The organism is Phyllobacterium phragmitis (genome assembly GCF_002980495.1).
GTDB classification, from domain to species: Bacteria; Pseudomonadota; Alphaproteobacteria; order Rhizobiales; family Rhizobiaceae; genus Paramesorhizobium; species Paramesorhizobium phragmitis.
Genome location: NZ_PVBR01000046.1, coordinates 1 through 13,449, shown reverse-complemented (window position 1 = coordinate 13,449; position 13,449 = coordinate 1). Strand labels below are relative to the sequence as shown.

At 58.0% G+C, this 13,449-nt stretch carries 12 protein-coding genes and 2 pseudogenes; 8 read left to right on the top strand and 6 right to left on the bottom strand.

The window, feature by feature from the left end; translation table 11 throughout:
* Positions 1-131: 131 nt before the first annotated feature.
* Both C5748_RS26800 and mobQ read right to left on the bottom strand, forming a co-directional pair.
* Positions 132-362, bottom strand: coding sequence for a helix-turn-helix domain-containing protein (locus tag C5748_RS26800; RefSeq protein ID WP_280953506.1), 231 nt, complete (start codon positions 360-362; stop codon positions 132-134).
* A gap of 593 nt (positions 363-955) precedes the next feature.
* Positions 956-3,514 (bottom strand): annotated as a pseudogene (gene mobQ / locus C5748_RS26795) (MobQ family relaxase); the annotation flags it as partial.
* Between the two features lie 180 nt (positions 3,515-3,694).
* On the opposite strand from mobQ, the gene C5748_RS26790 reads away from it, so the two are divergent.
* From C5748_RS26790 to C5748_RS26760, 6 genes are all read left to right on the top strand, one after another.
* A complete protein-coding gene (locus C5748_RS26790; protein ID WP_105746041.1) occupies positions 3,695-4,021 on the top strand; it encodes a conjugal transfer protein TraD in 327 nt (108 codons plus the stop codon).
* Between the two features lies 1 nt (position 4,022).
* A complete protein-coding gene (locus tag C5748_RS26785) occupies positions 4,023-4,253 on the top strand; it encodes a conjugal transfer protein TraD (protein ID WP_105746039.1) in 231 nt (76 codons plus the stop codon).
* A gap of 563 nt (positions 4,254-4,816) precedes the next feature.
* Positions 4,817-5,179, top strand: a complete 363-nt coding sequence (locus C5748_RS26775) for a hypothetical protein (RefSeq protein WP_105746037.1) — start codon at positions 4,817-4,819, stop codon at positions 5,177-5,179.
* Between the two features lie 9 nt (positions 5,180-5,188).
* A complete protein-coding gene (locus C5748_RS26770; RefSeq protein ID WP_105746035.1) occupies positions 5,189-6,511 on the top strand; it encodes a nucleoside 2-deoxyribosyltransferase in 1,323 nt (440 codons plus the stop codon).
* Complete coding sequence (locus C5748_RS26765; protein WP_105746033.1) at positions 6,508-7,149, top strand: 7-cyano-7-deazaguanine synthase; 642 nt, start codon at positions 6,508-6,510, stop codon at positions 7,147-7,149. Before C5748_RS26770 ends, C5748_RS26765 begins: the two co-directional genes overlap by 4 nt.
* Position 7,150: 1 nt before the next feature.
* Complete coding sequence (locus C5748_RS26760) at positions 7,151-7,801, top strand: HhH-GDP family DNA glycosylase (RefSeq protein ID WP_105746031.1); 651 nt, start codon at positions 7,151-7,153, stop codon at positions 7,799-7,801.
* Between the two features lie 111 nt (positions 7,802-7,912).
* Here C5748_RS26760 and C5748_RS26755 read toward each other — a convergent pair whose 3' ends face one another.
* From C5748_RS26755 to C5748_RS26750, 3 genes are all read right to left on the bottom strand, one after another.
* Positions 7,913-9,355: an anti-phage deoxyguanosine triphosphatase gene (locus C5748_RS26755; RefSeq protein ID WP_245582000.1), complete on the bottom strand. Its 1,443-nt coding sequence runs from the start codon at positions 9,353-9,355 to the stop codon at positions 7,913-7,915.
* Between the two features lie 5 nt (positions 9,356-9,360).
* Positions 9,361-9,519: a hypothetical protein gene (locus tag C5748_RS28385; RefSeq protein ID WP_158259945.1), complete on the bottom strand. Its 159-nt coding sequence runs from the start codon at positions 9,517-9,519 to the stop codon at positions 9,361-9,363.
* 91 nt (positions 9,520-9,610) lie between these two features.
* Positions 9,611-11,008, bottom strand: a complete 1,398-nt coding sequence (locus tag C5748_RS26750) for a hypothetical protein (RefSeq protein WP_199194915.1) — start codon at positions 11,006-11,008, stop codon at positions 9,611-9,613.
* Between the two features lie 526 nt (positions 11,009-11,534).
* Here C5748_RS26750 and C5748_RS26740 point away from each other — a divergent pair.
* Both C5748_RS26740 and C5748_RS26735 read left to right on the top strand, forming a co-directional pair.
* Positions 11,535-12,128, top strand: coding sequence for a hypothetical protein (locus C5748_RS26740; RefSeq protein WP_105746023.1), 594 nt, complete (start codon positions 11,535-11,537; stop codon positions 12,126-12,128).
* Complete coding sequence (locus tag C5748_RS26735) at positions 12,121-13,059, top strand: nucleotidyl transferase AbiEii/AbiGii toxin family protein (RefSeq protein WP_105746021.1); 939 nt, start codon at positions 12,121-12,123, stop codon at positions 13,057-13,059. Before C5748_RS26740 ends, C5748_RS26735 begins: the two co-directional genes overlap by 8 nt.
* A 285-nt stretch (positions 13,060-13,344) precedes the next feature.
* Here the strand turns inward: C5748_RS26735 and C5748_RS26725 are convergent.
* A pseudogene (locus tag C5748_RS26725) lies at positions 13,345-13,449 on the bottom strand (IS5/IS1182 family transposase); the annotation flags it as partial.

The following is a 13,449-nucleotide window of genomic DNA, read 5'->3' as shown; positions in this document are numbered from 1 at the left end:
GCGGCGATATCCGCGCCATCTGGCGCTCGCTCAGCAGAAACAAATCACCCATCGCAGCCTCCTTCAATGGAGACTGTGAATCACACCGAAAACCGATCCGCAAGAAAATTAATAGGTCCTGAGCCTAATCATCAAGATGTGGTTTTCTTCGCCAATCGTACGCCCGGGCCGCCGCCGTTCTCCGGAATGAACTCGATGCCGGCAGCTTCAAGAACAGTACGAATTTTCTGCTGAGTTTCTGAAGATACGACGGGTATCTTTTCCCCTTCACTTTCGCAACGCTTAATCGTCGGCACAGAAACTCCCGCCCGGAGAGCAAGCTCGGCCTGTGATATTCCGATCAATGCACGAGCTGCCCGCATCTGTCCTGCTGTTACCAAGGCCTATTGATCCCTTTAGATCATTCCGATATGATCCAAAAGGATCAATGATGCCTTTGGATCATTGGTCTATAACGCGGCTGAACACGGTGTTGGCGCACCGCGCTCAGCCTAACCACAACCCAAGCTGATAGGAGCTCGGATCAATGGCTGATTCGGACGATACCACGACTTTGTCTTCCGTCACGCGCAGGATGTTGCTGACGGGCACGATGGCAGCGACAGTGACATGGCCGTTTGAACATGGCGCAGGCGCCGCCGAGGCGCTGGCCGGCAATCCCGCCTCCGATCCCACGCTGGACCTTTGGCGGCAATGGCTGGCAGCCTACAATGAAACGCAGCGCCTTTGGAAAATGCAGCTGGACCTTGAACGCAGGATGGTCGCCGCTGTCGGATTTCCGGAAGTGGAAATCACATTGCCCGGAGGAAAGGCGCCGGTCCGTGCATTCAGTCTGGAAGACATAGACCGGATATGCGGCGATGCATCCAGGCATCAGGCCGTCAAGGCGCAGGCAATAGGAGCCTTCCGGGAACGACAGGACGCCTGGGATCGTCTGGATGACGCTTTGGGATATAAGTTGCTTGCCCAGACTCATTCCGGCGTCGAAATCCATATGGATGCCAAGGTGCTGCTTGCGGTTGGCGAGGATAGATTCAAGTTGCGGATCGCGCTCAAGACTCTTCGCCATCTCGCCCATCGCTGACCGCGTGGCCTTGTAGCCGGACATATCGCCTTCCCTATATTGGCGCTGGCTGGCGTGATCGAGCTTCTGCCAGCGCTCCACGAAACGATCCGCCCGGCGCTGCGGATCGGTGCGGATTTCAGTTTCGAGCTGGAGCGCGCGAATGGCCCGACCGGTCCTTCCGGTTCCTGCTTCGCGGGGAAGGTCTGCATTCATGGCATAAGCGGCTTCCGCATCCTGCCAGCCATACGGGCGGACTTCATCGAATGCCTTGCGGGCCTCCACAAGTTCCTTCCATTGTTCCGGGCTTGCCTTGCGGCCCGCATCGTCGGCGGTGAAGATGGCATCGACGGCACGCGCATGACGCTTGAGCGCTTCGGTGCGGGACTTGCGCAATGCCGCCTTCGGATCGGCGATATCGCGGGGATGGTCCGGCGCCGCGGCTTCCTGCCCTGCCTTCATTCCGGCATGATCCCGGTCAGGTGCGCCATGCCCATGTGCGTAGCCGGGCAGGCTGCTACTGTCGAACAGGATACGCCGCTTGTCCGATTCCAGTCTCGGCGCGATTTCGGCAATGTGGGCGGGTTCACGCGGAGCGATGCTGCGGCGCTCGGCGTAGTCCTGCATCGGATCGCGTTGTCCGTAGTCGGACGCCATGTCCTTGGAGCGGTCGCGTGACAGGGTGCGGATGAGTCTGTCCTGGCTGGCGAAATCGTCACGACCATAATGCAGGTCCATACGATCGCGATGCCGCGACAGGGCGACATAGCTCGAATGGGCGTCCAGCCCCGGTGTGGCCAGCACATGGGTGCGGTCCACCGTGATGCCTTGCGCCTTGTGGATTGTCGCCGCATAGCCATAGTCGATGCGGTTATAGTCCTTGAGATCAAACGAGACGCTGCGCCCGTCATCGGTGCGCACCGTCATGCTCCGCGTGTTGACTTCCTCGATGGTGCCAACCATGCCGTTCTTCACGCCAAGGCCGCGTTCGTTTTGCAGGAACATGACCCGGTCTCCGCTGGCAAAGCTGCGTCCACCACGCTCGACCGCAACGCGCACATCCTCGCCCAGATCGCCCGCTTCGCGCATCCGGTTGCGCGCCGCTTCATTCAGTTCGCGCACTTCGGCATTGGTGTGCAAGACATCGCGCGCCGTGAACATGTCGCGGCCCTGCTGCCAGCCATGTTCCATGCTGGCGATGGTGCGTGAGGCAATCCCCGATCCGCTTTCGAGATTTTCCGCCGCGATGCCGGACAGGGCAACGCCGCGAACCTCGTAGCCCGCCGCTTCCCAAGCCTCCCGCGCGACACCCAGCATGGCGCTCTTTCCCGTCCCGGCATAGCCGACGACGACGCCAAGACCGCGCCCATCGGTGATATGCGCCAGCGCATCGGCCTGCTCACCGGACAGGATAAGACCGCGTTGCTCGGCACGAGCCAGAGCGACTTCCCGTTCCGCGTCATTCACCGCATGGCGCTCGCGCTCGGCCATCAGTTCCGCCGCGCGATATAGGCGCTGTTCCGTCTCGATCATCTCGCGCTTGGTGAAGCGGTCCTGTCCACGTCCGTCCTTGCCGAGTTCCACCAGATCGGGCGCGTTCGCCATCGCGCTCATGACTTCGTTGAACTGCTCGATGCCGTTGCTGTGCCGGTGGGCAAACATCGCCATATCGCGTCGTGTGAAGGTCGATTGCTGATGGGTGATCGCGTCGAGGGCAATGGACGGATCGGCGATGATCCGCGCACCGTTGTTGCGGGCAATCTCGCGGTGCAGTTCCGCACGGTCCGCCGCCTCAATGCCTTCGCTCTCGATGCGCTGTGCGGGCGCGCCGACCTGGCTTTGCGGCTCCAGCGCGATGCCCTGTTCTTCCAGGCTGCGATGGTCGATGCGCGCGTCAATGTCGAGTTCGGCCAGCCGCTCGTTGACGTGTTCGGCCCAGCGCTCCCGCCAGCGTTCGACCATCTGCGTGCTATTCCACTCGCGCACCTTCTGGCCGAAACCGTTCTCGTCAACTGACCGCATGGTCAGCATGACATGGGCATGAGGTTTGGGGTTGCCGTCCTCGCCGATATCCCAATGCACATTGAGATCGGCAATCATGCCCTGATCCACGAATTCCGACTGAACGAAATCGCGGGCGAGCGCGATGCTCTGCGCTTGCGTCATCTCGCGCGGCAGGGCGAATTCCACCTCACGGGCAAGCTGCGCATCCTTGCGGATTTCGAAGGCTTCGACATCGTTCCACAGCCGTTCGCGGTCGCTCCATGCCTCGGGCGCATAGTCCGGCAACATGATCTCGGAATGGACGACGCCGCGTTTGGCCGAGAAGTCATGGCTGCGGTCGAGCCTGTCATCGCGCAGCCGCGAGGCCGAGCGGTAAGCGGCGGACGCCACTGCGCTCGCCCCTGCCTTGCGGCCAATGATCTTGACATGAAGATGATAGATCGCCATCGCGATCAAGCAATGGCACGGCAAAGCGCACGTCGGAACGACGTATAAGCGCGCCCTCCCTCGAAAAAATCTCGGGAAGGATTATCCGGTGCCAGACCGTCCTACCGACCTTACAGCATTCTGCCACGCGCTGAAATATCATGCTGCATCGACAACGAACGATGATGATGGGAGACGGAAATGCGCAAGCCACGGGACTTTGACGCGGAACTGAAAGCGCTGGAAGACAAGGCCAAGGAACTGAAAGTCCGCAAGGTGCAGCAACTCGGCGAATTGGTGATCGCCACCGGGGCAGATGCCCTTAGCGCCGACGAACTGGCCGGGGCGCTGATCGTGCTGGCGGAGACGAAGGATACGGACAAGCGGGTAGCATGGGCGAAGCGCGGTGCTGCATTCTTTCGCGGCAAATCGCGGCGATCCGCAAAGGCAAATGATGGCGATGGTAGCAGCGCTCCGGCGCAACCGGGCGGCGCGCAACCGCCATCAAGCGGCACGGGCGCGGCATGATATGCGCACCTGGCAGATCGAACGCCGCAGGCGCACGCGGCATCTGATCGAACTGGGCGGTCTCGTCGTGAAATCAGGCGTCGTTGAACTGACCGGCGATGATCGCGCGATGATCTACGGCGCGTTTCTATGGATGGCCGAAAAGCTCGACAGCCAGGACGGCGAACGGGCGCGGGCGTTGTGGTCGGCGAAAGGGAAGAATGCATTTGAAGATGGTTCGCTATGCAGTTGACGCGCCTTGAGCTTTATGAGCGGGTCTGCGAGAGAGGCCACTCAGCAAAGTCACACCGGAGCTTGGAATTTCCGGCACGGCACTCGCCGCCATCTGCAAACGATACCAGGTTCCTTATCGGGGATACTGGACCCGCAAGTCCTTAGCATTCCGGCGGAGTTACCTCCCCTACCAGAAGTGCGCGACGAGACCATAGAGATCCTGCCGCCAGTCCCCAAGCCGCGAAAAATGCGAACGGCAGAGGAAGGCGTAGCGCGCAAGCCAAAGCCCGTTGCGAAACTTCGCCGTCCGGCACGTCAGCCGCGCCATCCATACGACGGATTGCGGCCTTCGATACGAGAGAGTCGGCGGACACGCAGTCGCTCGGTAACTGCGAAATTCAGTTAATCACCCCTCAAGGGATGTTGGTCGATGGAACATGTGACAGAAGCGGTTGCAGTGCCCCACCTGCGACAGGAATGCGTTCGTTTCTTGCAACAGGCTACACCTGAACGCGGGTTGCGCTCTGTCAAGATTCAATTAGGGTTGCATACTTGGCGTTGTAGGTCGGCAGGGGTTATCGAATGGGAAGCACCAGATCCAGCAATTTCACGGATTATTCCGGCTCGCGTAGCAATGACGGGACCGGAGGGACTAGCGGCATCGATCGCTGCCGGCAGGCATTCTCGTGTTCTCTGGAAGAGATCGAGCTGTGCGATTACTTCGCAACGCACTCCACCGTGCCTCCGGTCGGCACAGAGCTGGTTATAGTACACCAAAAACGCCTGTTCGCGGCAACTCCGCAGGGCGTGAAGGTCGGAGCGCTGCCTACCAGCTTCAACTATCTCGCAGCCTGTATGAAAGACGGCATCGCCTATGTCGGCGTCGTGACGGCTTCGGGAATGTTGCCAGTACCCACGGTATTGGCAGACTTCACGGCGCAGTGAGGACCCGATATGACTCCCTTACTGCTCGTCGGCGAAATCATTGTCGACTTTACGACGGCGCGCCCCGGCATTGAATGCAAGTTGCGACTGGGAGGTATCGTTCACGCAGCCCGCGGGTTATGGGCGAATAGCATTGACTACGCCGTAGCGGCGGTTTGCCCGCGTTATGTTGTCGATCAGGCAAAGCGGTATCTCAGCGCCCACGGTTGCCTGGAATTTGTCTGGCTCGGTGAGATCACAGGGTCGCCTGGTGTCATGGTAATCGCAGACCCGACCGAAGTCGCTGACCAGGGATACGAGGACCTGCTCCGCGGCGAAAAAGAAATCACGATGCTCGACGTCGGAAATTCGCTCGCAGCCTATCTTGACGTCCTGATTTTCCCGGGCAGCTTCGATCTCACGCAGGTTCGGTGCGCCTTTTCCGATCGAACGCGATTCAGTTTCGATATCGCCTACGACACGGCGAATCTGTCCGTGCTGAAACCGTTCTCCGGAAGCATCAAGGCGATCGTGATTTCCACGTCGTCTCCGCTTTTCATGCGCGTCGGATCGGAGAACGTTGATACCATGCTGCCCCTCATAGCGGATCTGGGTTCCGAGGTTTTCCTCCTCAAGGAGAACCGGGGTGGAAGTCGTCTCTTCAATCTTTCAAGCGGATCGGTCGAAGCGATACCCGCTCAGTTGGCCATCACGGTCAATTCCGTAGGGGTCGGCGATGTCTATACCGCCGTCATGGTCGGTCTGTCGGGGGCCGGATGGGAAGATGCCGCGTGGAGAGGAGCGAGTGCTGCGACCGCCTATTCGCAAACCACCTATCCCGACGATTTCAAGCGGAATGTCGAACGATCGCTCAGGCTTTCTGTGGATGAGCTGCGTGATCTCGGCGGCACCATCTTGCCGTGGCACGCAAGGCCGCTTTTTCCCATTTATCTGGCCGCTCCGGATTTTTCGTATACCGACAAACCAGAAGTCGATCGAGCTATAGACGCCCTGAAATACCACAACTTCAACGTCCGGCGGCCCATCGAGGAGAACGGGGAGCTTCCGCTCGGTAGCCCGGACACCGTATTAAGGCAGACATTCGCTAAGGATTTGGGTATTCTGGGTGAATGCGAAGTCGTGTTCGCCGTTCCCCTGAACCGCGATCCGGGAACCTTGGTCGAGATCGGCTACGCCATGGCGCGGCAGCAGCCGGTCATCACGTTCGATCCCCGCCGGGAGAACAACAACACGATGGTCGTCGGCGGAAGCGCCCGTTATTCTGATAACCTCGATCAATGCTTGAACGGCCTCTTCGACACCGTTTCGAAACTCTGGATGGCCAAGTCATGAATAGCGCAGTTTTGCTAGCCTCGGGTGGCCTTGACTCCACTACCGTCGCTTATGGCCTCGCCGCAGCCGGCATTGATGTGTTTCCCTTGTTCTTCGACTACGGCCAGCACTGCGCCGACACAGAATGGGACCGGGTCAACGAAGTCCTGCCGCGCGACATGCGACGTCCCGAACGCTGCGATATCTCCGACATCTTCAAAGGATCGTCGTCGCGCCTCATCAAGGAAGCAAACCTTTGGGAGGACAAAGTCGCCGACAACGATTTGTACGTACCGTATCGGACGATGCTGTTCTTCGCGGCCGCGGCGGCTCGGGCGCAGACGCTCGGTATTCTCGATGTCTATACGGGGTTCATCAACAGCAACCACGCGAAAGAAATCGACTGCACCGAGGAGTTCATGAACAGCATGGACGGCTTGATCGACAACATCGGTCCCGTCCGGTTCACCTCCCCGTTCCGCTTCTCGTCAAAAACTGCTGTCGTCGAAGAAGCCCTGCGTCGCGGTGTTCCGATCGGCCGAACATTCTCTTGCCAAGCTGCAAGCGATTTTCCGTGTGGTGCCTGTCCGAATTGCGTCGAGCGCCTTCATGCGCTACAGGATGCCGCCCTAGTAATCCCTCAAGCCAAGGTCGATTGAAATGCAGTCTTCCGCGATACAGATGCTGGTCGCTGCTCGTCGTGTGGCGGATTACGCCCTTGAGGTGGGAGCCGATATCAACGGGGAGACCGTCCGCGCCTCTTATCACCACATGGGCGCTATCGTCGCGGACTGCGTCCTGCAGGCGGGCCTGAATTACAGGTCCGTCGTCCTTCCACGCATCTCGGCTATTCTCGAGCGCTTTCCCGGTCTGGATCGCACTTCCGAGCTCGTTGAACTAGTCGCACGCGGAGAAACCTCGCGCTTTCTCAACTGGCACCATCCCGAAAAGATCGACCGCTTCGAGGCGCTTGTATCCTTCCTGAGCGAGCGTTCTGTCGAGAACGCGCCTATGCTGAGAGATCGCTTGCAGGATGCCTCCTTCGTCGTCGCCTTGCTCGAAGTCAGAGGAGTCGGCCCTAAAACCGTTGATTACATGCAATGCCTGGTCGGCATCGACTCGATCGCGGTCGACCGACATGTACGAACCTTCGCCAAACGCGTCGGCGTCGTCGAGGAGGACTACGACTTCCTCAAATCGGTCTTCTGCTACGCCGCCGATCTGCTGTGCGTATCTCGCCGGGAATTCGACGCATGGGTATGGAGACGGGAGGCGTCTGTATCGAACCCGCAGCTAGTGTTTTCCTTCTAACTGGAATTCTAGAAGCGTTTATTAGCGCGCCTCATATGGCCATGCTGATGTTCCGTCAGATAAGGGTATTAGAGGAGCAAGCGCTCCTCTCCGATTGCGCACGTCGTTCGACTAGATCGGCTTAAAGATGCTTTCCGCTGCATCGGACCGAAGCCGTGCCCAGAATTCCACAGCATACCTGTCCGTCATCCCGGCGACGAAGTCGCATATGTGGCGGGCTTTCAATGCCTTGTCTTCTCCTGCGTCCTGGACCTGCTTGCGCACGTCGTCCGGCATGAGCAAATGCCCGTTCTCCTTCTCAAGCGCGTCGAAGATATCTTCCACCAACTCGGTGCCGCGGTATTCGCCGAGCTTGACCCGGTTCGAGTAGATCGTCGATAGATACGTGTACTGCTTGAGGATTTCGACTTTGATCCGCGTACTCTTGACCAGCTTCACCGTTGAAAGCGCCGGAAACTCTTCGTTGATCGTCAGTTCCACGTCGTTGATGAATTCGTGGACTAGTTCCGACGAAAGCTTCATTCTCTTCCCGGCGTCCATGTTCAGATCACGGGAAGCCCTTATTGCGCTGATGAAGTTGGCGATATCAGCCTGCTGCCGCTCATCCTCAACATCCGAAGTCTTGGCTTCTGCCTCAGCATCCAACGTCTTGGTTTCGCCCGTGGCGAAGATGTCGCTGAAGATGGCCACGAACGTCGCCTGGACCTGCTGCGTAGATATGGTCTCGTCGATCTCGTCCTTCAGCTGTTTCGTCACTTCGTTTGCGACCCGCTGGAGCATTTCGTCATCGGTCGCCAAGATCGAGGCCGGCGTCAGGAAACCCGCTTTAAGGCTGTCTTCCAGATCGTAAACGGAATAAGCGATGTCGTCCGCGATATCCATGATTGCGCATTCGACAGTCTTGAACTTCGTGTCAGCCGGAACGGGCGTTCCACCCAGGACCTTCTGTTTGATGTCCGCGACGATCTTTGCCTCGGACGCGTAATACCCCTTTTTCGGCTTGGTAGCCTCCGGGCGTTCTGTCTCTATTTCGACGTCGTATTTCAAGATGGCAGCCAGTGTACGAAAACACAGGTTCATCCCGGCACGCACGTCGCCATCTACAGGCTCGTCGTACTTCGCCTTCTTTTCAAGGCGGCTCAAGATGCGTAGTGTCTGGGCGTTCCCCTCGAATCCGCCATACATCTTCATCTTCCCATCGAGCGCTCGCTCGCCGTTATGGCCGAAAGGAGGGTGTCCGATGTCGTGAACAAGACCAGCCGCCGCGCACAGCCCGCTGTCAATCTTCCGATCGCCTAGAGCTTCGTCGTATACATAATTCAGGCGGTCCGCGATACCTTCGGCAATTTGCGAAACCTCAAGCGAATGCGTCAGCCGGTTTCGGAAGAAGTCAGACTCGTGTCCCGGAAAGACCTGCGTCTTCCCTTGCAGCCGTCTGAAGCTGGCACTGTGGATAATCCTGCCGAAATCCCTGACGAAGGGGGGTCTCCAAGGGTCCGACTCCCCGGTCTCGCCATTCTGACGCTGCCGGTCCTCATCGCTGTACATCTTCATTCGCACTATCGGCGCACCTGGGCCTGCGCGCGCGCCTGCTCCTGTGCAGCCTTCTTCGCTTCCGTCTCGCGCTTGAGCTGCAGCCCAAGCCGTACGGCTTCGCGAACAGTCTCCTGCTTTGCTTCTGCAGCCTTGCGGGCTTCGATTACTGCCGTGTATGCCATATTCTTCCTCCTGTTGAGCGCTGCGGATAAGGTATAACGAGCATGCGCCTTATTGGTTTACGTCCGGTTTCGGTCACCCGTATTCAACCGCCTACCGGGCGCGTACGCGTGCCGGAACCCCTGCTTTCCGCAAAACATCCGCCAGATGACTGGTTAAGCCGATTCTACGGTCGAGCGTAATGCCCGTGTCTGGCTTCAAGCTTGAGGAGAGAGACCGAAGTGCCTCCAGTCCTTGAGAGACGTCGAAGTCCACCCACTCGCCGACGTCGCCGGGCACGATGATGTCACCGTCCGATACGCTGGCTCCGCTATGCAATTGGACGATCCAAACTTCCGCGCCATCGAAAACCCATTCGAACCTTGTCGCGCCAAGAGCACCGAGTAGCCTGTCATGAACGTCACGTACCCGTGCAAGAATGCCATCGGGAACCGGTTCGGGATCTGCCAGCCCCACCATGAAGCGGTCTCCGGTTCCTTTGATCCCCTCGACCACGAGAACACCACTCGATGTCTCGATGGCCGCGCCTGACCACTGAGCCGCGACGCCCCTTTGCGACAGCACCGAAGAGATGGCGGTACCGTCAGGATCCTCGGCTTGGAGCAAGGCGAACGGATCTTGCCAGCCTCGCGCGGTGGTAAACTTGCCGGGCACCTGCTCCCGTGGACTGGTCCGTATCCATACCTCTTCTAGACCCGTGGCCCGACCAAACGAAAAGGGCGCGACCCGCCGGCTTATGACCGTGGTTCTCGGAACGGGAAACCCGTTGATATCAGCGATCAGAAGCCCATAAGCCTTGTCGCCGATCATGCGGCTGAAATCGTTGGGCCACTCGGCCTTGACCAACCCCGTGGGTAAGAAATCCTCGGAATGCTCCCAGAAGATCACGTTGTCCTTCTTCCAGCCTCGCGGTCTGGGATGCAGACTGAATTCAAGGCGTCCGTTTCGGCCGTGGGAGAAATCGACATCCACTCCGTACACTGTCTTGAAGAGCTGGACAGCCCCGTCGGTGGGGAGGCGGGCGAACCCAGGCTTCTCTACACCGCGAGGCGTCATGTCGGGGCGGAACTCGACTATGTCGCCCATCACGACGCCGGAGACACCACCGTCCGAAACATCGATCGTCTCGTTGACAATCGTAAACGCCCCCTCGTCGGCCATGCGCTCAACAGCGGTGACCGCAGCAGCGGCAGTGTCGACGCCGTAGATGAAATCGCGGCTTTGGGATTGATCAGCGCTGAAGCTGCGAACGTTTACCGTGCCTTCGGCACTGCGCTCGAAAAGAGCCTGTATGGCATCGGCCACAGATTCGAACTGATGGTTCGCCTCGAAACCAGTGATGCGGCAGAACTGCTGCGCGGGTCCTCCGGCTGTCGGCGCGAAGCTTACGAACTGCGCGACGTTGAACGTTTGCGCCAGCCGGTCCAACGTTTCATCTTTTCTGAAGACCGTTACGTCAGGTTGATCAGGTTTATTATGCGAAGCGCCCAACGTCACTTTCCTTTGACCCTACAACGCCTCAACACGCCGTGCGTGCCCATGGTGTGTATCCTATCCTCAAGTTTCGCAAGGGCCAAATGACGTTGGCTTACGTCTCCATAATCTCCCCAACTTTGAAAGTCGACCCAACCTGTGCCGATTGGGCACGCGATGCGATCGACGGCTCACGCCGCCGCGATGGCAAAACAAGAAAGCCATTTTCATACTGTATTTAATAGAACAAATGGAGAACATAACGCCTTATGTCAAGGCTTGCGAGTATGTGCGCCAAGGCCGCCTGTCGATCTTATTCAACTTGCGCGTCTTCTTTAGAAGCAAGCTCAAGATCGCTGAGTTATGGAAAGTGCTTACACGATCGCTTCCTGCCACCGGACAAGGCTGCGCTCGCAGCACGCATTCTCAATCAGGTCTGGGAGGCGGCATAATCCGACCACAGCGTTTTCGGGGTGCATGAATTTTAAATGAAAATACTTGCACAATTCTCCCTCTGCCCTATCTTGAAGGTCAGGTGACAAACATGGACAGATTAGACGAACTGAAACAGCATCTCGTCCCGGGCAAGGTCTATCGCAGGGCAGACCTGACGCGATGGACCGCCTCTGTGGATCGGGATATCAGAAAGTTGCTGGACGCCGGCGAGCTGACAAAGCTCTCCGGTGGTGTCTACATGCGCCCGAAAACCACCAGCTTTGGACGCGCTCCGGCCAGTGACCGCGATCTCGTGGAAGCGTTTCTTAGGGATAAGCGGTTTCTGCTGCTGACGCCGAATGCCTACAATGCGCTCGGCGTCGGCGCCACACAGCTTTATAATGAAACCGCTGTGTACAACAGGAAGCGCCATGGCCGCTTCAGGCTTGGCAACCGGGTCTATGATTTCCGTATAAAGCCTGAGTTTCCAGCAGCCGCAACGAGAGAGTTCCTGCTGGTCGATCTGGTCAATAATCTCAAGCGGCTTGCCGAGGACGAAACCCAGGTACTGGAACGCGCGAAGGTGGTGGCGAGAGAGCTCGATCCGAATGCCTTGCGGCAGGCCGCTGAAGACTATGGCGGCGTGCGGGCGAAGAAGTTCTTCAACGACGTCTTCGCCGAGATGGACGCTGCTGATGGCTGATTATCTGCACCGGCACCCTGAATTTCCAGACCTGCTTCGCATCGTCGGCGAGGAAATGGGTATTCTCCCTGCCCTCGTCGAGAAGGATTACTGGATCATGCATTGCCTCTTCGGCCTGAAGCAGGCTGGTTATTCCTTTGAATTGAAAGGCGGCACATCCCTCTCCAAGGGCTTCGGAATTATCAACCGCTTCTCCGAAGACATCGATCTCAGGATAAATCCGTCTGAGGGAATGGCTGTCGCAGTTGGCCGTAACCAGTACAAGCCAAAGCAGATCGAAAGCCGGCGGAACTTCTATGATAGGCTTGCCGAGGAAATCTTAATCGACGGAATAGTGAGCATCGAACGGGATCATGCCTTCGATGACGAGAAGTTTCGAAGCGGCGGCATCCGGCTGCATTATTCCGCCGCAACCTCCGATGAAACCGACCTGAAGGAAGGCGTTCTCCTGGAACTCGGGTTCGATGATGTCACACCGAACCAGCCGGTCGATATCAGTTCATGGGCATACTATTTTGCAGCCGACAAGGTGGACATTATCGACAATCGCGCGCTCGGCATCGCCTGTTACCATCCCGGCTACACCTTGGTGGAAAAGCTACAGACCATCTCCACGAAATTCCGCAAGCAACGGGAAACCGGCAAATTCCCCGCCAACTTCCTGCGCCACTATTATGATGTCTACGCGCTGCTCGGGAATACCGAGGTTCTCGAATTTCTCGGCGGCGACAGCTACTTCGCTCACAAGGAAAAGCGGTTCCGCTCCGAGGAGCAGGATCTGACGATCAATCCGGCCTTTAACATCACTGACGAAGCCGTCTTCGCTGAATATCAGGCAGCCTATCGCAGTACGAGCTCCCTGTATTATCGAGAGCGCCCCACCTTCGAGCAGATCATTGAGCGCATAAGAGAATTCACGCCGCGGCTTTGATTAATTGGGCACCACCCCGTTTGATGTGGGAGCATAACTTGGGACCCTGTCACTCTACGACTGGTAGTTGAAAGAATACGAACCGTCAAGCTGCCAAAATCTGCCAGCTGGCCGCTTCTCGCTTTGGCGATTGTGCTTCACACAACCTACCATTTGTTTTGCCGATCGCCTACAACTACGGCGATCTTGGGCAGGTATATCCTATTTCACGCGGTTCAGCTCCATTGCTCGTCACATTGGGAGCAGCTGTTTTTGCCGAAGAGTTAGGTCGTAGTGACGATTTAACTATTTGAGCCAGATGGCGATTGCGGCGAGTTTGACGAACCCCATGAAATTGGAGAGGAGCTTGTCGTATCGAGTTGCGACGCGTCGGAACTGTTTGAGCTTGTT